Origin of the sequence: Myxococcus sp. CA039A, from assembly GCF_013336645.1 — a bacterium.
Taxonomy (GTDB): domain Bacteria; phylum Myxococcota; class Myxococcia; order Myxococcales; family Myxococcaceae; genus Myxococcus; species Myxococcus llanfairpwllgwyngyllgogerychwyrndrobwllllantysiliogogogochensis.
Genome location: NZ_JABUMQ010000101.1, coordinates 12,778 through 31,582 on the forward strand (window position 1 = coordinate 12,778; position 18,805 = coordinate 31,582).

The following is an 18,805-nucleotide window of genomic DNA, read 5'->3' on the forward strand; positions in this document are numbered from 1 at the left end:
ACCTCAAGCCGGAACGAGCTGGTCAGCGATGCGGGCCAGGTCGGAGACGGAGGTCACGACCACGGCCTGGTGACAGTGCTTCTCGTACGTGAGCATCTCGCTGTCGCCGATGCCCCAGTTGCCGCGCTGCTCGGGGCAGATCCACAGCAGTCGCTTCGCCTTGCGGCGCAGGTCCTTCAGCGCCCAGACGTTGTTGGCGTTGTAGTTGTTGCGCCCGTCCCCGATGATCATGACGGTGGTGCGGCGGGTGATGCTGCCCAGGTGGTCCCGGGTGAAGTCCGCCAGCGCGCGGCCATAGTTCGAGTTGGCGCTCAGGGACACCGTCTTGCCCGCCGTCGCCATGTCGATGGCCTCGTCCACGTCGAGGTCCTTGAAGTACTGCGTCACCTCGCCCACGTCTGACACGAAGACGAACGAGCGCACGCGCACGAACAGCGACTGCATCGTGTGCATGAACAGCAACATCATCCGAGCCGCGTTGCGGACCGAGTCGGACACGTCGCACAGCACCACCAACTCCGGACGCTCCGGCCGGCGGCGACGGAACTGGGGCAGCATGGGCACCCCACCCCACGTCATGTTCTTGCGCAGCGTGCGGCGGACATTGAGCGCGCCCTTGCGGTGCGAGCGCTGCCGGCGAATCAAGCGACTGCGCAGCTTCTCCGCCATCGTGCGCACGGCGGACTCCATCTGGTCCACCTCCGCCTGGGTGAGCAGGTGCAGCGGCTTGTCCTGCACCGTGTCGGTGCGACGACGGATGCGAGCCTCCGCCTGCCGCTTCACCTCCTGGCGCGCGGCATCTTCAATCTTCCGCATCGCCGCGGCGACATGGCGCGAGACAATCTCCACACCCTCCGGAGACAAGCCGCGCGCATGCAGCTCATCCTCCAGCGACTTCATGTCGGAGCGAGCCCGCTCCATGCCCGCACCCGCCAGCATGCGCCGCGCGAAGAATCCCCCCTGGAGCGGACTCTCCAGCTTCGACAAGTCCAACTGGAGCGAAGCCGTCCGGAAGATCTGCGCCAGCCGCGCCCGGTCCCCTTCCAGCACCGCCTGCGCGAGCGGAGACATCTCCGGCAGCAGGAGGTTCATCTGGTAGATGACCATCTTCAGCGTGTCCCCGTCCAGGTAGCCCTCTTCCTGGAGTTGCGCGGCCAGGGACTTGTCGATGGCCTCGAACGTCGCCGCCGCGCCGGAGAAGAAGAAGTCGAACGCGCGGTTGAACGTGTCCACGTCCAGCTCACGCTTCACCAGCGTGGTGCGCATCACCGCGCGGAACAGGGCCCGGTCCACCAGCCCCACCTCGGCGGTGGCCCGCAGCGCGTCCTGCACCTCGGAGGTACTCACGCGCACACCGTTCTGTCGGAGCACCTCGGCGAATTCGACGATGCGCGCGTCCATCAGCGTCCCTTCCCCGTGCCCGGCCGCTCGAAGGACATCACGGCTTCCACGTGGTGCGTCTGGGGGAACATGTCCACCACCTGGAGCGCCTGGGGCTTGTAGCCCGCCTCCACCAGCCCCGCCGCGTCCCGCGCGAGCGAGGCCGGGTCACACGCCACGTACACCACCCGACGGATGCCCAGCGCCACCATCCACTTCGCCAGCCCCGGAGCGCCCGCGCGCGGCGGGTCCGCCAGGCACACGTCGAAGCGCCGACCCTCGGACACCAGCCCGTCGCACACCTTTCGCGCATCCCCCTGCACGAAGCGCACGTTGCTCACGCCCGCCTCGCGCGCGCTGCGCTGGGCCAGCTCCACGCCCACCGGGGACGACTCCACGCCCAGCACCGACGCGGATCCCGCGGCCAGAGGGAACGTGAAGTTGCCGTTGCCCGAGTACAGCTCCAGCACGGAGTCCTCATCCCGCGCCGCGAGTTCGAAGATGGCCGACGTCACGAGCCCCACGTTGGCCTCCGCGTGCGCCTGCGCGAAGGAATCCGGCCTCAGGTACAGCGGCACCTCCGGCCTCAGCGGCGAGTACGAGCGCAGCGCCGGCTTGCCCAGCACCCGGGGCGAGCCCTCCTTCGGCACCAGCACCGCGCCCTCCAACCGCAGCGCCCGCACGGCGGCCTCCGCGGCCTCCACGTGCCGCGCCGTCACCTGCCCTGTCAGATTCACCGCGAACGCGGCCTTGTCGCCCTCGGCGAGCAGGAGCACCTCCTCGGTGTCCTTCGCCAGCGGCTTGAGCAGCGGCGCCAGCTTCCCCGGCAACGCGGTCAGCACGGGCGTGAGGGCACCGCACTCGGACACCGCGAGCCGCTCGTGGCTGCGCCGGCTGAAGTAGCCCAGCGCTCCCTTCCCCGCAGGATGCAGCACCGCGCGTCGGCGGTAGCCCCAGTCCCGAGGCGCCACCAGGAGCGGCCGGACGGTGAAGTCCTCGCGCCGCAGGTGGCCCAGGTGCTCCAGGGTGGAGAGGACGATCTCCTGCTTCGCGCTTCGCTGGGCGGACTCGGCCAGGCCCAGCCAGTCGCACCCGCCGCACTCGCCGGCCAGGGAACACGGCGCCTCACGACGGTCCGGTCCGGAAGAGACCACCTCGCGCAAAAGCCCACGCAGCACGCGTCCCTGCGACTCCAGATGGACGCGCACGGTGTCGCCCGGGAAGGCGCCAGGGATGAAGACGGTGCGGCCCTGCCAGGAAGCCACGCCCTCGCCGAGCTGGCCGAGGCGGTCGATGGTCAGGGAAACGGGGGTCTCAGGGAGGGGCAGCATGCAGGCGCTCGGTGGGGGCGCCCGCGCGGGCCGCCGTTACTTCCGGGTCGCTTCCGACGGGAACTCCGAGCGCAACCGCTCCACGAACTCCCCGATGCGCGACCGCTTGTCTTCGTCAACGTCCAGGAACTCCACCGCCATCCCCGGGGACTGCGGAGACGCGGTGCCGAGCGCGTTGGTGCGCGTCACCCGGCCCTTCAGCTCCACCGGGAAGTGCGCTCCCGGCAGTGTCACCAGCAGCTTCACCACCGTGTCCACCGGCAGGGGCTTGTCGGTGTTGATGTAGAGGCCGCCCTTGGAAAGGTTGACGGCCCAGTCCGTCACGAAGCCAGCCACGCTGCGGTAGGCCACCGGCAGCTCGTACTCGACTCGCGGCGCGCGGTGGTCGATGGGGTTCAGCTTCTCCGAGGTATCGGCCATGAAAGGGGCTCCGCCGGGGAAGTCGTCCATACCACCCTCCCCCAGCGGCGCACCTTAGCCTTGCGCGCTCAGACTTTCATCTCGCGCACGTCCGGAGCGATTTTCAGCTTCGGCTCGGTGAGCTTCTGGACCAGCTCCACCGTCACGCCCGGGGCCAGCTCGCGCAGGACGAGCCCCTCCGGCGTCACGTCCAGGAAGGCGTGGTCCGTGACGATGTGGTGCACGCACTTGAGGCCCGTCAGGGGCAGCGAGCACTTCTTGAGGATCTTCGGCTGACCCTCCTTGTTCGCGTGCTCCATGGCCACGTAGATGCGCTTGGCGCCCACCGCCAGGTCCATGGCGCCGCCCATTCCCTTGACCATCTTCCCGGGAATCATCCAGTTGGCCAGGTCCCCCTCTTCGGAGACCTCCATGGCGCCCAGCACGGCCATGTCGATGTGGCCGCCGCGGATCATCCCGAAGGACAGGGCCGAGTCGAAGAACGCGGCGCCCTTCACCGTCGTCACCGTCTCCTTGCCCGCGTTGATGAGGTCCGGGTCTTCCTTGCCCGCCTCGGGGTACGGGCCGATGCCCAGCAGGCCGTTCTCCGACTGGAGCACCACCTCCACCCCTTCGGGGATGTAGTTGGGGACCAGCGTGGGGATGCCGATGCCCAGGTTCACATAGAAGCCGTCCCGCAGCTCCAGGGCGATGCGCTTCGCGAGTTGTTCACGAGTCAGTGGCATGGGGTCCTCAGGCCGTCTTGCGGACGGTGCGCCGCTCAATCCACTTCTGGAGGTTCTTCGCCAGGACGATGCGCTTCACGAAGATGCTCGGGAGGTGCACCTGGTCCGGGTCCAACTCGCCGGGCTGAACAATCTCCTCCGCCTCGACGATGGTGACCTTGGCCGCCATGCACATCATCGGGGAGAAGTTGCGCGCCGTCTTGTTGAAGATGAGGTTGCCGTGGGTGTCCGCCTTCGCCGCGTGGATGATGGCGAAGTCCGCCTTCAGCGGCGTCTCCAGCACGTGCAGCCGGCCGTCGATGATGCGCGACTCCTTGCCCTCGGCCACCTGCGTCCCCGCGCCCGTCGGCGTGAAGAAGCCACCGATGCCGCAGCCGCCCGCGCGGATGCGCTCGGCCAGGGTGCCCTGCGGGTTCAGCTCCACCTCCAGCTCGCCGGAGAGGTACTGCCGCTCGAACTCCTTGTTCTCCCCCACGTAGCTCGACACCATCTTCTTGACCTGCTTGTTCTGGAGCAGGATGCCCAGGCCGAGCTCGGTGGTGCCGCAGTTGTTGGAGATGATGGTGAGGTTCTTCACGCCCTTGCGGTGAAGCGCCTCGATGAGATTCTCAGGGTTGCCACACAGCCCGAAGCCGCCGCTCATGAGCGTGCAGCCATCCGGGATGTCGGCGACCGCCTCGTCCGCGCTCGCGTAGACCTTGTTCATTCGCCCTCCCGATATCGGAAACGGGGTGAAGGCCACCAAGGCCCCCACCCCGTCCCTCTCCCCGTGGGGAGAGGGTTGACTACCTCTCCACCATCAGCGCGATGCCCTCGCCGCCGCCGATACACAGCGACGCGACGCCCCGCTTCTTGCCCAGGTCCTTCATCGTCTGCAGCAGCGTCACCAGCACGCGCGCGCCGGAAGCGCCAATGGGGTGACCGAGCACCACCGCGCCACCGCGCACGTTCACCTTCGACGGATCCAACCCGAGGATGCGGTTGTTCGCGAGCGACACCACCGCGAACGCCTCGTTGATCTCCCACAGGTCCACGTCCGCCGCGGCCACGCCTTTCTTCTTCAGGAGCGTGTTGATGGCGTCCGCCGGAGCAATCGTGAACTCCACCGGCTTGCGCGCGGCCTGCGCGTAACCGGTGATGCGGCCCAGAATCGTGCGGCCCTCGGCCTTCGCCTTCTCCTCGCTCATCAGCACCAGCGCCGCGGCGCCGTCGTTGATGGAGGACGCGTTGGCGGCCGTCACCGTGCCGTCCTTCTTGAACACCGGCTTGAGGCCCGGAATCTTGTCCGGCTTCGCGTTGCGCGGGCCCTCGTCCTCGGAGACCGTCGTCACCTCGTCCGGCTTCTTGCCGGGGATCTGCACGGGGACAATCTCGGCGGCGAACAGGCCGTCCTTCTGGGACTGAATCGCGCGACGGGTGGACTCCAGCGCGAACTCATCCTGCTGCGAGCGGCTGATGCCCTGCGACGTGGCGCACTCCTCGGCGCACAGGCCCATGTGGACGTTGCCATACACGTCCCAGAGACCGTCGAGGATCATCGCGTCCTTGAACTCCACGTTGCCCATGCGCGCACCACCGCGCATCGTGTGGCTCACGTACGGCGAGTTGCTCATGGACTCCATGCCGCCGGCGACGACGACGTCCGCCTCACCCAGGGCAATGGCCTGCGCGCCCGCGATGACCGCCTTGAGGCCGGAGCCACAGACCTTGTTCAGCGTGGTGGCGGGCACCGTCTCGGGCAGGCCCGCGAAGATGGTGGCCTGACGAGCGGGCGCCTGACCGACGCCGGCCTGGAGCACACAGCCCATGATGACTTCCTGGACGGTCTCCGGCTTCACGCCCGCGCGCTCCAGCGCGGCCTTGATGGCCACCGCGCCGAGCTGCGGCGCCGTCAGCTTGGCGAGCGCTCCCTGGAAGGCGCCGATGGGGGTACGGGCCGCGCCCACGATGACGACGTCACGAGCCATGAAAACTGCCTCCTCTTGAGGATGTACGGATGTCCTTCGATAACAGCGGCGGTCGCCCTTATCACCGGGCACTCCCCGGAGTTCAAGCGTCCTCGCTCGGCGTCCGGACATGAGCGTCCACTGCGCGCGACGCACCGCGAAACGACGCCCAAGCCCGCGAATTTCCTCCTCCTTCCGCCCACTCACCACCCGACCGGTCGGACGCTCGCACCACGCGAGTCCAAGGTATTTGACCTTGAGGTACAAAACGACCTAACAGACGGCCATGGCACGTCCGAGGAAGTTCCAGGCCGAGACGGCGGTGGCGAAGGCGATGGAGGTCTTCTGGGAGAAGGGCTACGCGGCGGCGTCTCCCCAGGAGCTGGGAGCGCGGATGGGGCTGGGGCGCGGCAGCCTCTACAACGCCTTCGAGAGCAAACAGGGCCTCTTCGAGTGCGTCCTGCGTCACTACCACGAGCACGAGGCGCCCAAGCTCCTGGCGCTGCTGACCCGACCGGGCCCCATCAAGGAGCGGCTGCGGGCGCTGCTCCTCGCGGTCATCGAGACCGACGTCGCGGACCCCGAGCGCCGGGGGTGCCTGGCCATCAACACCGCCATCGAGCTCGCGGGGCGTGACGCCGCCGCGGCCCAACTGGCGGCGCGAATGTTCGAGCAGACCGAAGCCGCCTTCCTGTCGCTCATCGAAGAAGGTCAGCGCGCTGGCGAGGTCGACGCTACTCGTGACGCGCGGGAGCTCGCGAGCTTCCTCCTCAACAACCTCACCGGCCTCCGCGTGCTCGGAAAGACGGCGGAGGACACCACCCGTCTCACCCGCATCGTCGATGCCCTCTTGAGGTCCTTCTAGTCATGCGCGTCTCACGCTCCATTCTCCCCTCCCTGTTCCTGCTGTCCTTCACTGGTGGCTGCGCGCACCAGGCCGCGTCCACCAACGCCGCGTCCACGCAACATCCCCCGGAGCTGCGCCTCTACGCCCTGGATTGCGGACGCATCGACATCCACGACATGGGGTTCTTCACGGACGGGAGTCAGCCCAACGGTCAGCGCGGGGAGATGTCCGTCCCCTGCTTCCTCATCCGCCACCCCCAGGGCGCGCTGCTCTGGGACACGGGGCTGGATGACGTCATCGCCCAGAGCCCGGACGGCGTGGCGGATCCGATTGGCCCGCGCTACTTCGTCCAGAAGACGCTGCACGCACAGCTCGCCCAACTGGGCCTGAAGCCCTCGGACGTGCGCTACGTGGGCTTCTCCCATCTGCACGCGGACCACGCCGGCAACGCCAATGCCTTCATTGGCTCTACGTGGCTGCTCCAGCGCAAGGAGCTGACGTGGGCCACTGCGACGCCCGCGCCGCTGGGCGTGGACCCCACGAAGTTCTCCACGTGGCGCGATGCGAAGGTGGAGCCGCTCGACGGAGACCGCGACGTCTTCGGCGACGGCAGCGTGCGCATCCTCTTCACGCCGGGCCACACGCCCGGCCACCAGTCGCTGCAGGTGAACCTGCCTCGGACGGGAACAGTCGTCCTGTCCGGAGACCTCTGCCACACCCGCGCGAACTGGGAGCACCACGGCGTGCCCGGCTTCAACACCAGCCGCGAGGAAACCCTCTCATCCATCAACCACGTGGAGGCGCTGGTGAAGGACTCCAAGGGCCGCTTCGTCGTCCAGCACGCGCCCGAGGACTTCCGCGCGCTGCCCGCGTTCCCCAGCTACCTGGAGTAGTCGTCTGGAACGGCAACGGCCGGGCCCCCTTTACGGGAACCCGGCCGTCACGCCGTGAGGCGGTGCTGAACGAAGACTACTTCTTCGTCAGCTTGCCCATCACGTCGCCGAGGCGCGCCTTGGAGCCTTCCGCCTGCTTGCGGAGGTACTCGCGGTAGTCGTCGCCTTCGCCGATCAGCGCCTTCATGGACAGCGCGACCTTCCGGTCCGGCGTGTTGATGTCGATGATCTTCACCTCGACATCCTGCGCCTCCTGCACCACGTCACGCGGGTTCTCGACACGCTCCTCCTTCAGCTCGGAGACGTGGACGAGGCCCTCGATGCCCGGCTCGATCTCCACGAACGCGCCGAAGTCGGTGACCTTGGTGACCTTGCCCTTCACGCGGCTGCCGACAGGCAGGCGCTCGGACAGCGTCTCCCAGGGGTCCGGCTGGAGCTGCTTGATGCCCAGGCTGAACCGCTCGTTCTCGACGTCGATGTTGAGGACCACCGCCTCGACCTCGTCGCCCTTCTTGAACATCTCGCCCGGGTGCTTGATGCGCTGGGTCCAGGAGATATCGGACACGTGCACCAGGCCGTCCACGCCCTCCTCGACACCGACGAACACGCCGAAGTCGGTGACGTTGCGGATCTGACCCTTGATGACGGAGCCGATCGGGTACTTGTCCTCGAGCAGCGTCCAGGGGTTCTGCTCGATCTGCTTCATGCCCAGCGCGATGCGCTTGGCCTTGGGATCGATATCCAGGACGACGGCCTCCACCTCCTGGCCGACCTCCAGGATCTTGGACGGGTGCTTGAGGCGCTTGGTCCAGGACATCTCGGACACGTGGACGAGACCCTCGACGCCCTGCTCGATCTCGATGAACGCGCCGTAGTCCGTGATGGACACGACCTTGCCCTTGACGCGCGTGCCGACCGGGTACTTCTCGTCGGCGCGGTGCCACGGGTCCTCCTGGATCTGCTTCAGGCCCAGGCTGACGCGCTCCTGCGTCGGGTCGAACTTGAGGACAACGACGCGGACCTCGTCGCCCACATTGAACATCTCGCTGGGGTGACCGATGCGGCCCCAGGACATGTCCGTGATGTGGAGCAGGCCGTCGATGCCGCCCAGGTCGATGAAGGCGCCGTAGTCCGTGAGGTTCTTGACGACACCCTTGAGGACCGCACCCTCCTTCAGGTTCTTGAGGGTCTCCTTCTTCATCTCCTCGCGCTGCTTCTCGAGGAGGACCCGGCGCGACAGGACGATGTTGCCGCGCTTCTTGTTGAACTTGATGACCTTGAACTCGAATTCCTTCGAGATGTACTGGTCAAGGTTGCGCACGGGCCGGATATCCACCTGGCTGCCGGGCAGGAACGCCTTCACGCCGATGTCGACGGAGAGGCCTCCCTTCACGCGGCCCACGATGGTGCCCTTGACGATTTCATCGCGCTCACAGGCGGCGCTGATCTCGTCCCAGATGCGCATCTTGTCGGCCTTCTCCTTGGAGAGGACGACCATGCCGGTGTCGTTCTCGCGGCTCTCCAGGAGGACCTCAACGGGGTCGCCCGCCTTGACGGAGACCTCTCCGCGAGGATTGGTGAACTCGGAGATCGGGACCTGACCCTCGGACTTGTAGCCGATGTCGACGATCGCGAAGTCCTTCGTCACCTGCACCACGGTGCCCTTGACGATCTCCCCTTCCTTCAGGATGCCGTCGCCACCGCGCTGCTTGAGCGACTCTTCGAACATCGCCGCGAAGTTTTCTTCCCCGGCGTCAGTCTCGACCTGCTGGTTCACGTTCTGCTGCATGGAAATGGAAGTCCTTTGAAACGGCACAGCTGCCCCCTGATTTGAGGAACGCGGGCCCCTGCGGGGCGCAACGGGAGTCCGCGGGCGTCCCCACCTCTGGGGACTTTTGAATGGTGCTGAATGAGGCCGCGCACCCTAGACACCGGTTATTCCGGTAGTCAAGCGAGCACGTGCCCCATGTGCTGATCGGCGGATGTGTTGACCCGGGAGTGTCAAGACCCGGGACAGCCATCCGCACCCCTCGTTCTAAGAACGCTCGCCCTCCTGCGCAGCCCTCCCGACTCAGAGGACCCCGCGAGCGCCCGGTTCGCCTGTTCGGCCAGCGAGCGCGACAACCTACTCGAAAAATCCGCTGAAATGCGACCCACATCGTCTGGCTGCGTTCCGCTCGTGGGTCGAGGTCCACGAGTCCGGTGCCCGGCGTGAGTCATGGGGGAGGTGCGCCCGGGGGGGTGAATCGTTCCCGCATGTCGGCGGCCGCGGGCCTCTTCCTTCCCTTGCCTCCTCTGCTGCTCACGACGCCATCCCTTCTCGAGGGCAGACGACTCGTGTCGCGGTCCGTTGCCACGTGTACTGGGAATCCAAGAAGGGCATACAATGCCGCGTTCATTTCTCGGCTGGCACAGGACATCCATGCGTCGTTGGAGCCCTTCCCTCCTTCTGATGGTCCTCGTCGGCGTGGGCGCGGGCCCTGTGTCCGCGCAGGGCGTGGACTCGAATCGGCTCATCCTGTCCAGGGACCGGAACGTGGAGGTGCTGCTCGTCGATGACCAGGCAGGTGGTGGGGCCTCCAGCACGCTGGGGTGGTTCTATTACGACGAGTTGGTGGCCCGGGGGTACATCGACATCGGGGACCCGGCCAACCCGAACGACGACGTGCTCCTCGACCTCGAGGGGAATGGCATCCCGGACTTCCACGAGGACTTGTTCAACCTGAACCCGGAGCGGGTCTACATCGGAGAGAGCACGCGCTGCATTCCCGAGCGCATCTTCTTCCACCGACGGGAGTCGGGCGAGGTGCTCCGCTTGAGAGAGCCGGAGCTGCTGACGGGCTCCTGCCTCGCTCCTGGCAGCTATGCGGCGGATGCGGGGCCCAAGCGATGGCCGGACGGAGCGCCGGGCTACCCGGTGCGTCCAGGGGGTTCGGTGGTGGGCCAGCGCGTACTTGATGCGACCGACCTGGTGACCGCGAGCGGAGACTTCCGCCCGGGAGTGGTGCCAGGACTGGTGGACGCCTACTTCAGCGACCGGGGTGTCTTCCCGCACGTCCCCAATCTGCTCGAGCCGGATGATTCGCAGAACGGCCACCTGGGCCTGGGGCACATCATCCTGTTGAGCACGGATGATGATGGTTCGCTGTGCCCGGCCTCGCCCGCGGTGGAGTGCCTGACGCCTCGAGTGGCCTCACCGGGTCCAGGGGAGCCAGCTTCGTTGGGCCCCATCTGGGACCGGTCTGGACTCTTCGACGGGCGGCCCGACTACAAGGCGAGCGCGTTCGACCCCTTCGGCCGGGTCATTCCGGGGCGGGACGTGACGGCGTCCATCACGGAGGATGATCGCCGCGTGAGCCTGGGGACCGTGGACGGCGGGCGGGAGATCGTCTTCTTCCTCGTGACGTACGTGGAGCAGATCTACGGCGGGGCCACGGACACCTGCTTCCTGCCGGGGACGACGCCTGAGGGACGGCTCCAATGCGAGCTGTGGGGGCATGGCGACATCAACGTCCACTTCTCGAAGACGCTGCTCAACCTGGACCTGCACCAGCAGGAGTCGACCGATGTCCTGGCCTCGATTCCCCCTCGGGAGTGGCTGTCTCCTCTTGCGTACAATCGGCTTGGGACACAGGAGTACGGGAAGTTCCAGATCACCGAGACCACGCCCATCGAGGCCTGGAGCTACCAGCAGCGCACGCCCCACCTGCTGATGCTGGCGCCCATGGAAGCGACCGACACGTGGCTGATGGGTTGGGAGTACATGAACTCCGGTGGAAATCGGATGTTCTATGACGGGGTCTTCCTCCTCCGAGGCGTGGGAATCGAACCCACGGTGACCCAGGTGGAGGGCCAGGGCGGTCCCGTGATCGAGGGAGAGTTGGCCTTCTTCACGGCCACCGTGACCACCGTGGATGGCGTGCCCCTGACGATGGGCAGCGTGAACTTCTACGTGGATGGCGATTACGTCACGTCCGAGCTGCTCGACGGCGCGGGAACCGCCACGGTCTCTCTCTCCTTCTTCCCGATGGGCGAGCACACGCTCCTCGCCGAGTTCGGGGGGATTGATGACCTCTACGCCTGGAGCAACTCCGAGGAGCTGCCGGTGTTCGTTGAAGCACCGGATGGCGGGAGCCTGCCGGATGCCGGGGTCCCTGATTCGGGCACCATCGATTCAGGCACCATCGATTCAGGCACCATCGATGCGGGACCGGACGGCGGGCCTGCTCCAGCGGACGCTGGCGAGGACGACGATGCGGGTACGCCGCCTCCCGTGGATGCTGGCGAGGATGACGACGGAGGCACCACGCCGACTCCCGACGCTGGCGATGGCGGTGGAACGACTCCCGAGCCCGACGCTGGCGATGGCGGTGGAACGACTCCCGAGCCCGACGCTGGCGATGGCGGTGGAACGACTCCCGAGCCCGACGCTGGCGATGGCGGTGGAACGACTCCTGAGCCCGACGCGGGCGATGGCGGTGGAACGACTCCTGAGCCCGACGCGGGCGATGGCGGTGGAACGACTCCTGAGCCTGAGCCCGACGCGGGCGAGGATGGTGGAGTGACCCCGCAGCCAGAACCCGATGCTGGCGAGAATGATGCCGGCACGGACGACGCGGGCAGCACGACGGACCCAGAAGGGCCCAATCCGTCGGGCCCCCGCGACTTGACGGTCACCGGCTGGGGATGTGGTGCCACCGACGCGGGCAGCTCATCCCTCATGATGCTGGCGCTCTGGATGGGAGTGTCAGTCCTCCGGTCGCGCGGCCGGAGGCTTGACTGAAGTGGCCTGGACTCTCGGGGCCCATCAATCCCTGGCGCCCCGAGAGTCCCTTGCAGCTCAATGATCTGCATTTGCAATTGAGGTGGGCGCGAACCATGCCGGTGCGAATCCGAACAGCTGAAGGCGAACTGTCCTATGTCGGAGTCGAAGAGGTCCGTCAGGCGTTGAAGATGGGGCTGGTGGATGCCTCGGATGAGATATCCCTCTCTGAATCAGAGCCCTGGCGGCCCGTGCGCGAGGTGCTTGGCTCTCCCCAGTGGCGCTGGCGCGACCACTTCCAGTGGTACGTCCTGACGGCGCTGCTCATAGGGATGTTCCTGCTCGGCGCGGGTCTGCTCTGGTACGTCCTCCTCGTGAGCACCAGCCTGCTCTGGTTCAACATGAAGCGCCGGGCACCGCGAAGTGGCAACCGCTGGTGGTGAGTCGCTCCTGGCGACCTTACGGCGTCTTCCAGTCCCCAAAACACGCCGTGAGTCCGCACTCCGGACACCGGCAGCCGATGTAGACCCAGCGGACATCGGTGGTGTCCTTGTAGAAGGCGGCGCCCAGGGCCATCTCGAAGGCCCCATTCCCACAGGGGCACTCGGCCTGCTCGAGCTTTGCCTCCTCGAGGAACTCCTCGCTGTCCGCGAGGGGGACTTCGTGCTCGCACCTGGCACAGCACTGCACCGCCGCGCCCGCCTCCTCGTCGATCAGGAGGTGGTGCCGCTCGTGACCGCAAGGACAGCGCAGCTCATCGAGTCGCTGGACGGGATAACCGTTCTTCTTGCTGTACCGCTCGAGCTCCGCGCGGATGTCCGCGCGGGAATCGCCGTAGGAGTACCGGCCCTTCTTCTTCAGCGCCACGCGCTCACCCCAACAGCTTGAAGCTCTCGCGAGCAATCACCATCCGCTGCACCTCGCTGGTGCCCTCGTAGATGGTCTGCACGCGGGCGTCGCGGAAGTACCGCTCCACCGGGAACTCGTCGATGTAGCCGTAGCCACCGTGGAGCTGGACGGCCTTGTCGCAGACGCGATTGCTCGTCTCGCTGGCGAACAGCTTCGCCATCGACGCCTCGCGAGTGAACGGCTGCTTCTGGTCCTTCATGTACGCCGCGCGCAGCGTCAGCAGCTCCGCCGCGTCGATCTGCGTCTTCATGTCCGCGATCATGAAGCGCGGCCCCTGGAACTCGCCAATCGCCTGACCGAACGCCTTGCGGTCCTTCACGTAGGACACGCTGGCCTCCAGCGCCGCGCGAGCCACGCCGCACGCCTGCGAGGCGATGCCGATACGTCCGCCGTCTAGCGCGACCATCGCCAGCCGGAACCCCTGCCCTTCCGAGCCCAGCAGGTTCTCCGCCGGAATCACGCAGTCCTCGAACGTCAGCGCGACGGTGTTCGAGGAGCGCAGGCCCATCTTGTCCTCGTGACGACCGATGATGAGACCCTGGGTCCCACCCTCCACGATGAAGCACGACAGGCCCTTGTTGCCGGTCGCCGACGTCCGCGCCCACACCACCATGACGCCCGCATGCGCGCCGGAGGTGATCCACTGCTTGCTGCCGTTGATGACCCACGAGTCGCCACGGCGGACAGCGGACGTCAGGAGCGCGCCCGGGTCGGAGCCCGCGTGCGGCTCGGAGAGCGCGAACGAGCCGGCCACGGCCTCACCCGACGTCAGCCGCGTCACGTACTTCTCGCGCTGCGCCTCGGTGCCGAACGCGTTGATCAGCTCCGCGCACATGTTCGTCACGGCCATGGCCACGGACGTGGACGCATCCGCCGCGGCCATCTCCATCATCGCCAGCGCGTAGGACACGGCGCCCGCTTCCGAGCCGCCGTACTTCGCGGGGATGTTCACCCCGAGCAGCCCCAGCTCGCCGAGTTCCTTGAAGATCTCGGTGGGAAATCGCTCCTGGCGGTCCAGCTCGCGGGCAAGCGGCGCCACGCGCTCCCGCGCGAACTTGCGGGCCGTCTCGCGAATCAGCGTCTGGGTCTCGGTCAGCTCGAGGTTCACGTCTGTTGTCCTACTCGATGGCCTTGAGGTTGAACGGATACTCGATGGGGTGGTCGGCGCCGTCCGGAGGCTTGGGGAACGTCATGGACGACAGCACGGCCACCACGCAGTCATGAAGGTTCGGGTCCTTCGGCGTGCTGCCCTTACGGACCTTCGCGCCCTTCACCAGACCATTGGCGTCGATGGTGAAGGACGTGAGCAGCTTGCCCTCCGCCTTCTTGTTCTTCTCCGCCATGTGGTCCTCGTAGCACTCCTGGATCCGCCCCTGGTTGTACGTGACGACCTGGCGGATGGAGTCCGGCGTGAACGGCATGCGGGCCACGTCCGGCGCGTCGCTCTTCGCGGGCGCCGTCGCGGTGGGGGCGGGCTTCCCGCCCTCGGGCTTCTTCGGCGGAACACTCTCCGCGAACGCGGTGGCCGAGGCCAGAATCAGAACGGGAAGCAGTGCCCTCTTCATGGTGCCTACTCCTTCAGGACGTTGGCGGAGATGACGATGCGCTGAATCTCGCTCGTCCCCTCGTAGATCTCGGTGATGCGCGCGTCGCGCACGTGGCGCTCGGCGTCCATCTCCTTGCTGTAGCCCATGCCGCCGTGCACCTGGAGGGCCTTGTTCGCCACGCGGCTGGCCATCTCGCTGGCGTACAGCTTCGCCATCGCGCTCTCCGCGCTGTGGCGCACGCCCTTGTCCTTGAGGAGCGCCGCGCGCCACACCAGCAGGCGGGCCGCGTCGATCTCCATGGCCATGTCGGCGATCATGAACTGGATGGCCTGGTGCTCGCGGATGGGCTTGCCGAAGGACTTGCGCTCACCCGAGTAGCGCACCGCCTCCTCGTACGCCGCGCGGGCGATACCCAGCGCCTGCGACGCAATCCCGATGCGGCCACCGTCCAGCGTGGACATGGCGACCTTGAAGCCCTCGCCTTCCTTGCCCAGGATGTTCTTGGCCGGCACGCGCATGTCCTCGAAGAACATGGAGCAGGACCAGGCGGCGCTGATGCCCATCTTCTTGTCGGGCTCGGCGCGGGTGAAGCCGGGGGTGTTCGTGGGCACCAGGAAGGCGGTGATGCCCTTGTTGCCCGCCTCCTTGTTCGTCATCGTGAACAGGACGATGGCGTCGGCCTTGGGACCGTTGGTGATCCAGTTCTTGGAGCCGTTGATGACGAACTCGTCACCCCGGCGCACCGCGACGGTCTGCTGGGCTGCGGCGTCGCTGCCGGCCTCGGGCTCCGTCAGGCCGAAGCAGCCGAGCTTGTCGCCCCGCGCGAACGGCGTGAGGAACTCTTCCTTCTGCGCCTCGGTGCCGAACTTCGACACCGGGTCGCAATAGAGCGAGTTGTTCACGCTCATGATGACGCCGGTGGAGGCACAGCCTCGGCTGATCTCCTCCATGGCGAGCGCGTAACAGACGTTGTCCAGACCGGCGCCGCCGTACTTCTCGGAGACGGCCACGCCGAGCAGCGACAGCTCGGCGAGCTTCTTCACCGCATCCGTGGGCCAAGTGTGGTGTTCATCCCACTTCCGGGCGTTGGGGGTCAGTTCCTTGGCGGCGAACTCGCGGCACATCCGCTGGATCTCGCGCTGGACATCGGTCAGCTCGAAGTTCATGAGGGCTCCATATTACGGGGGGTGCTCCCAGGGAATAGCGAAGACGCTCCGCCAGGCCCCAAGCGAGGGTTGCCGTGCCGATTAGCCGACGACCGCCCGCCGGGCTCCCTGGAATCCAGGGGTGAGCCCAGGAACATGTTCAGTGGCACCGTGACGTCCAGGGAGAGGTCCATCCGCGCCCCCTCCCCCGTCCAGGCCCGGCGAAGCACCACGGACACCGTCCAGGGCTTCGTGTTCGGGCCGCGTTCAATCAAGTCGTAGGTCAGGCCCAGCCCCGCCAGCCCACCCGAGCCATCCTGGCCCCACAGGCCCGCGCCCTCCGCGAGCAAGCCCAGCCGAGCGCTGTCCGGAAACGCATACACCCGCGCCCCCGCGAGCAGCCGGAAGGCCGCCGGCTCCAGGCGCACTTGAGGCTCCACGAAGGGCGACAGGATGAGGGTGGGCCCCGGAATGTCCCACGCCGGGAAGGCCCACGGGTGGATGGGCCAGGACAGCACCCAGTGCTCACGCGAGCCCTGTCCCCACTGGAAGCGGACATCGGGGATGAACGGCTCCAGGAAGCAGCCCGTGTAGATGCACAGCGAGCGCTTCCAGGAGACCAGCGCCGGAGCCCGTCCGGCCTCGTCGTCCCGAGCTTCGGGCGCGGGTTCCGAGAGGGGCTCGGAGACAGGCTCGGAGCGGGCCGGCGTCGCGGCCAGGAGAATCGTGAGGAGACTCCCGACCGCGAGCGGGTGATTCACTTGCCGGTGAAGACGGCGGGGCGCTTCTCGAGGAACGCCTTCATGCCCTCGCGCTGGTCGTCCGAGCCGAACAGCTCCGCGAAGCCCTGACGCTCCAGTGTATTGGCCTCGCCCAGGTCCTTGTCCGCGCCCTGCTCGATGACGCGCTTGGCCGTGGCGATGGCCAGGGGACCGTTCTTGATCATCTTCGCCGCGATGGAGCGGCAGTGCGCGAGCAGCTCGGCGGCCGGCAGGACCTCCAGCACCAGGCCGATCTCCTTCGCCTTCGCCGCGTCGATGCGCGCCCCCGTGAAGACCAGCTCCTTCGCGCGAGCACGGCCCACCGCGCGGGTGAGGCGCTGGGTGCCACCGAAGCCGGGGATGACTCCCAGGCCCACTTCAGGGAGGCCGAGCTGGGCCTTCTCGGAGGCGTAGATGAAGTCACACGCCAGGGCCAGCTCACAGCCACCACCGAGCGCGAAGCCATTCACCGCGGCGATGGTGGGGATGGACAGCGACTCCAGCAGCGCGAAGGCGCGGTGACCCAGGGCGGCGAACTCGCGAGCCTGGGGCTCCTCGAGCGCGGACATCTCCGCGATGTCGGCGCCCGCGACGAAGGCCTTCTCGCCCCCGCCGGTGACGATGAGCACGCGCGTGTCGGCGCCGAGCGACTTCACCGCCGCCTCGAACTCCTGGAGCGTCTTGTTGTTGAGGGCGTTGAGCGCCTTGGGACGGTCGATGGTGAGGGTGGCGACCGCGCCCTCGTGCTCCAGCCGGATGTTCTCGTAGGTCATGTGCGAGGCTCCTGGGGAGGTGGGTGCCTAGTACTTGTAGAAGCCGCGACCGCTCTTCTTGCCGTACCAGCCGGCGTCGACGTACTGGCGCAGCAGCGGACACGGGCGGTACTTCGAGTCACCCAGGCCCTTGTGCAGCACCTCGGCGATGTAGAGCACGGTGTCCAGGCCGATGAAGTCGGCGAGCTGGAGCGGGCCCATGGGCTGGTTGGTGCCCAGCTTCATCGCGGTGTCGATGTCCTCCGCGGAGCCCAGGCCCTCCATCAGCGCGTAGCAGGCCTCGTTCAGCATCGGGATGAGGATGCGGTTGACGATGAAGCCCGGGAAGTCCTTGGAGACGACCGTCGTCTTGCCCATGCGCTCGGAGAGGGCGCGCGTGGTGGCGTAGGTCTCGTCCGACGTGGCGGCGCCACGGATGAGCTCCACCAGTTGCATCACCGGCACGGGGTTCATGAAGTGCATGCCGATGACGAACTCGGGGCGCTTCGTGGACGCGGCGATGCGGGTGATGGGGATGGATGAGGTGTTGGTGGCGAGGATGCCGCCCGGCCGGACGACGGCGTCCAGGTCCTGGAAGATGCGGCGCTTGAGGTCCTCGTTCTCCGTCACGGCTTCGATCGCGAAGTCGACGTCCTTCGCCTCGGTGACGTTGGTGAGGGTGGCGAGGTTGGCCTCGGCGGCCTGCTGCTTCGCGGCGTCGAGCTTGCCCTTCTCCACCAGCTTCTTCAGGCCCGCGCGGATGCGGTCAGCGCCCTTGGCGAGACCTTCCTTGGACACGTCCGCCAGCGTGACGCGAAGACCCGCCTGCAATGCCACCTGCGCGATTCCCGCGCCCATCTGCCCGGCGCCGACGACGACGATGTGCTCCGTTGCCATGGTGCTCTCGAACCCCTCGGTCGGAATGTGAATGACGTGGTGCGCCCATAGCCCACGCCCCCAGGGCGGTCAACGAGTCGCGGCTGGCAACTGGAGCCGGCGAACGATGTAGCGCTCCTCCCCCACCGTGAGTGGCTCTTCGACGCGGACGCGCTCCTCGCGACCCGCGAGCTTCACGAAGAACAAGGTCCGGAAGGAGCCCTCGGGCAGGTCCACCTTGAAGCTCAGCTCCGGAGGTGCGCCGGTGTCGCCGAAGAAGCGCTCCTCGCGCTTGAGGACCGCGCCCTCCGGGTCCATCACCTGGAGGTCCAGCGCACGGGCCTGACTCCAGCCGTCGCCATCGGGTTGGATGACCAGCTCCCGCTCGGGGACGCCGGTGATTTGCCAGATGTAGATGCCCAGGCCGAGGAGCAGCAGCAGCGGCAGCCGCTTCGCCAGCGGGGACGAGCGCCAGCCCTTGCGCGCGGGGGCCGGCGGGGCTGTTTCAGGG

19 protein-coding genes are annotated in these 18,805 nt (G+C 67.2%); 4 read left to right on the forward strand and 15 right to left on the reverse strand.

Annotation, left to right across the window (positions count from 1 at the left end; genetic code table 11):
- Positions 1-3: 3 nt before the first annotated feature.
- From HR086_RS18440 to HR086_RS18465, 6 genes are all read right to left on the reverse strand, one after another.
- Positions 4-1,401 carry a VWA domain-containing protein gene (locus HR086_RS18440; RefSeq protein WP_174459111.1) on the reverse strand — a complete coding sequence of 466 codons (1,398 nt, stop codon included), beginning with the start codon at positions 1,399-1,401 and terminating at the stop codon, positions 4-6.
- The gene (locus HR086_RS18445) at positions 1,401-2,711 is read right to left on the reverse strand and encodes a class I SAM-dependent RNA methyltransferase (protein ID WP_174463824.1); all 1,311 of its coding nucleotides are present in this window, start codon (positions 2,709-2,711) and stop codon (positions 1,401-1,403) included. The genes HR086_RS18440 and HR086_RS18445 overlap by 1 nt, the downstream gene beginning before the upstream one ends.
- 36 nt (positions 2,712-2,747) lie before the next feature.
- Entirely contained in the window at positions 2,748-3,131 is a 384-nt protein-coding gene (locus tag HR086_RS18450; protein WP_174466271.1) for a TIGR02266 family protein, read from the reverse strand.
- A 68-nt stretch (positions 3,132-3,199) separates the two neighbouring features.
- The gene (locus HR086_RS18455) at positions 3,200-3,856 is read right to left on the reverse strand and encodes a CoA transferase subunit B (RefSeq protein ID WP_141644398.1); all 657 of its coding nucleotides are present in this window, start codon (positions 3,854-3,856) and stop codon (positions 3,200-3,202) included.
- A 7-nt stretch (positions 3,857-3,863) separates the two neighbouring features.
- The gene (locus tag HR086_RS18460) at positions 3,864-4,562 is read right to left on the reverse strand and encodes a CoA transferase subunit A (protein WP_141644397.1); all 699 of its coding nucleotides are present in this window, start codon (positions 4,560-4,562) and stop codon (positions 3,864-3,866) included.
- A gap of 79 nt (positions 4,563-4,641) precedes the next feature.
- Positions 4,642-5,823 carry an acetyl-CoA C-acetyltransferase gene (locus tag HR086_RS18465; RefSeq protein WP_141644396.1) on the reverse strand — a complete coding sequence of 394 codons (1,182 nt, stop codon included), beginning with the start codon at positions 5,821-5,823 and terminating at the stop codon, positions 4,642-4,644.
- 265 nt (positions 5,824-6,088) lie between these two features.
- On the opposite strand from HR086_RS18465, the gene HR086_RS18470 reads away from it, so the two are divergent.
- On the forward strand, positions 6,089-6,667 hold the full coding sequence (locus HR086_RS18470; protein WP_174466272.1) for a TetR/AcrR family transcriptional regulator: 579 nt from the start codon (positions 6,089-6,091) through the stop codon (positions 6,665-6,667).
- 2 nt (positions 6,668-6,669) lie between these two features.
- Positions 6,670-7,542, forward strand: a complete 873-nt coding sequence (locus HR086_RS18475; protein ID WP_174466273.1) for an N-acyl homoserine lactonase family protein — start codon at positions 6,670-6,672, stop codon at positions 7,540-7,542.
- Between the two features lie 76 nt (positions 7,543-7,618).
- Here the strand turns inward: HR086_RS18475 and HR086_RS18480 are convergent, their stop codons facing one another.
- Positions 7,619-9,331 (reverse strand): 30S ribosomal protein S1, encoded by a 1,713-nt coding sequence (locus tag HR086_RS18480; protein WP_141644393.1) that lies wholly within the window; start codon positions 9,329-9,331, stop codon positions 7,619-7,621.
- Positions 9,332-9,964: 633 nt separating this feature from the next.
- Between HR086_RS18480 and HR086_RS18485 the strand changes: the two genes are divergently transcribed.
- A complete protein-coding gene (locus HR086_RS18485; protein WP_174466274.1) occupies positions 9,965-12,325 on the forward strand; it encodes an Ig-like domain repeat protein in 2,361 nt (786 codons plus the stop codon).
- A 95-nt stretch (positions 12,326-12,420) separates the two neighbouring features.
- Complete coding sequence (locus HR086_RS18490; RefSeq protein WP_174463827.1) at positions 12,421-12,747, forward strand: hypothetical protein; 327 nt, start codon at positions 12,421-12,423, stop codon at positions 12,745-12,747.
- 16 nt (positions 12,748-12,763) lie between these two features.
- Here HR086_RS18490 and HR086_RS18495 read toward each other — a convergent pair whose 3' ends face one another.
- The 8 genes from HR086_RS18495 to HR086_RS18530 all read right to left on the reverse strand — a co-directional run.
- Positions 12,764-13,171 carry a hypothetical protein gene (locus HR086_RS18495; RefSeq protein ID WP_174463828.1) on the reverse strand — a complete coding sequence of 136 codons (408 nt, stop codon included), beginning with the start codon at positions 13,169-13,171 and terminating at the stop codon, positions 12,764-12,766.
- Between the two features lie 4 nt (positions 13,172-13,175).
- On the reverse strand, positions 13,176-14,321 hold the full coding sequence (locus HR086_RS18500; protein ID WP_141644389.1) for an acyl-CoA dehydrogenase family protein: 1,146 nt from the start codon (positions 14,319-14,321) through the stop codon (positions 13,176-13,178).
- A gap of 10 nt (positions 14,322-14,331) precedes the next feature.
- Positions 14,332-14,778, reverse strand: coding sequence for an AgmX/PglI C-terminal domain-containing protein (locus tag HR086_RS18505; protein ID WP_141644388.1), 447 nt, complete (start codon positions 14,776-14,778; stop codon positions 14,332-14,334).
- 5 nt (positions 14,779-14,783) lie between these two features.
- Positions 14,784-15,926 carry an acyl-CoA dehydrogenase gene (locus HR086_RS18510; RefSeq protein WP_141644387.1) on the reverse strand — a complete coding sequence of 381 codons (1,143 nt, stop codon included), beginning with the start codon at positions 15,924-15,926 and terminating at the stop codon, positions 14,784-14,786.
- Positions 15,923-16,666: a hypothetical protein gene (locus HR086_RS18515; RefSeq protein ID WP_371745613.1), complete on the reverse strand. Its 744-nt coding sequence runs from the start codon at positions 16,664-16,666 to the stop codon at positions 15,923-15,925. Before HR086_RS18515 ends, HR086_RS18510 begins: the two co-directional genes overlap by 4 nt.
- Positions 16,663-17,439, reverse strand: coding sequence for an enoyl-CoA hydratase-related protein (locus HR086_RS18520; protein ID WP_174466275.1), 777 nt, complete (start codon positions 17,437-17,439; stop codon positions 16,663-16,665). Before HR086_RS18520 ends, HR086_RS18515 begins: the two co-directional genes overlap by 4 nt.
- 27 nt (positions 17,440-17,466) lie before the next feature.
- Positions 17,467-18,315 (reverse strand): 3-hydroxyacyl-CoA dehydrogenase family protein, encoded by an 849-nt coding sequence (locus HR086_RS18525; protein ID WP_046713803.1) that lies wholly within the window; start codon positions 18,313-18,315, stop codon positions 17,467-17,469.
- A gap of 69 nt (positions 18,316-18,384) precedes the next feature.
- Positions 18,385-18,805: hypothetical protein (locus HR086_RS18530; RefSeq protein ID WP_373564320.1), on the reverse strand; the 421-nt coding region annotated here is incomplete at its 5' end.

Excerpts from the sequence above, each read along its gene's own strand:
- HR086_RS18440 (WP_174459111.1), bottom strand. The coding sequence starts at position 1,401 with ATGGACGCGCGCATCGTCGAATTCGCCGAGGTGCTCCGACAGAACGGT.
- HR086_RS18445 (WP_174463824.1), bottom strand. The coding sequence starts at position 2,711 with ATGCTGCCCCTCCCTGAGACCCCCGTTTCCCTGACCATCGACCGCCTC.
- HR086_RS18450 (WP_174466271.1), bottom strand. The coding sequence starts at position 3,131 with ATGGCCGATACCTCGGAGAAGCTGAACCCCATCGACCACCGCGCGCCG.
- HR086_RS18455 (WP_141644398.1), bottom strand. The coding sequence starts at position 3,856 with ATGCCACTGACTCGTGAACAACTCGCGAAGCGCATCGCCCTGGAGCTG.
- HR086_RS18460 (WP_141644397.1), bottom strand. The coding sequence starts at position 4,562 with ATGAACAAGGTCTACGCGAGCGCGGACGAGGCGGTCGCCGACATCCCG.
- HR086_RS18465 (WP_141644396.1), bottom strand. The coding sequence starts at position 5,823 with ATGGCTCGTGACGTCGTCATCGTGGGCGCGGCCCGTACCCCCATCGGC.
- HR086_RS18470 (WP_174466272.1), top strand. The coding sequence starts at position 6,089 with ATGGCACGTCCGAGGAAGTTCCAGGCCGAGACGGCGGTGGCGAAGGCG.
- HR086_RS18475 (WP_174466273.1), top strand. The coding sequence starts at position 6,670 with ATGCGCGTCTCACGCTCCATTCTCCCCTCCCTGTTCCTGCTGTCCTTC.
- HR086_RS18480 (WP_141644393.1), bottom strand. The coding sequence starts at position 9,331 with ATGCAGCAGAACGTGAACCAGCAGGTCGAGACTGACGCCGGGGAAGAA.
- HR086_RS18485 (WP_174466274.1), top strand. The coding sequence starts at position 9,965 with ATGCGTCGTTGGAGCCCTTCCCTCCTTCTGATGGTCCTCGTCGGCGTG.
- HR086_RS18490 (WP_174463827.1), top strand. The coding sequence starts at position 12,421 with ATGCCGGTGCGAATCCGAACAGCTGAAGGCGAACTGTCCTATGTCGGA.
- HR086_RS18505 (WP_141644388.1), bottom strand. The coding sequence starts at position 14,778 with ATGAAGAGGGCACTGCTTCCCGTTCTGATTCTGGCCTCGGCCACCGCG.
- HR086_RS18510 (WP_141644387.1), bottom strand. The coding sequence starts at position 15,926 with ATGAACTTCGAGCTGACCGATGTCCAGCGCGAGATCCAGCGGATGTGC.
- HR086_RS18520 (WP_174466275.1), bottom strand. The coding sequence starts at position 17,439 with ATGACCTACGAGAACATCCGGCTGGAGCACGAGGGCGCGGTCGCCACC.
- HR086_RS18525 (WP_046713803.1), bottom strand. The coding sequence starts at position 18,315 with ATGGCAACGGAGCACATCGTCGTCGTCGGCGCCGGGCAGATGGGCGCG.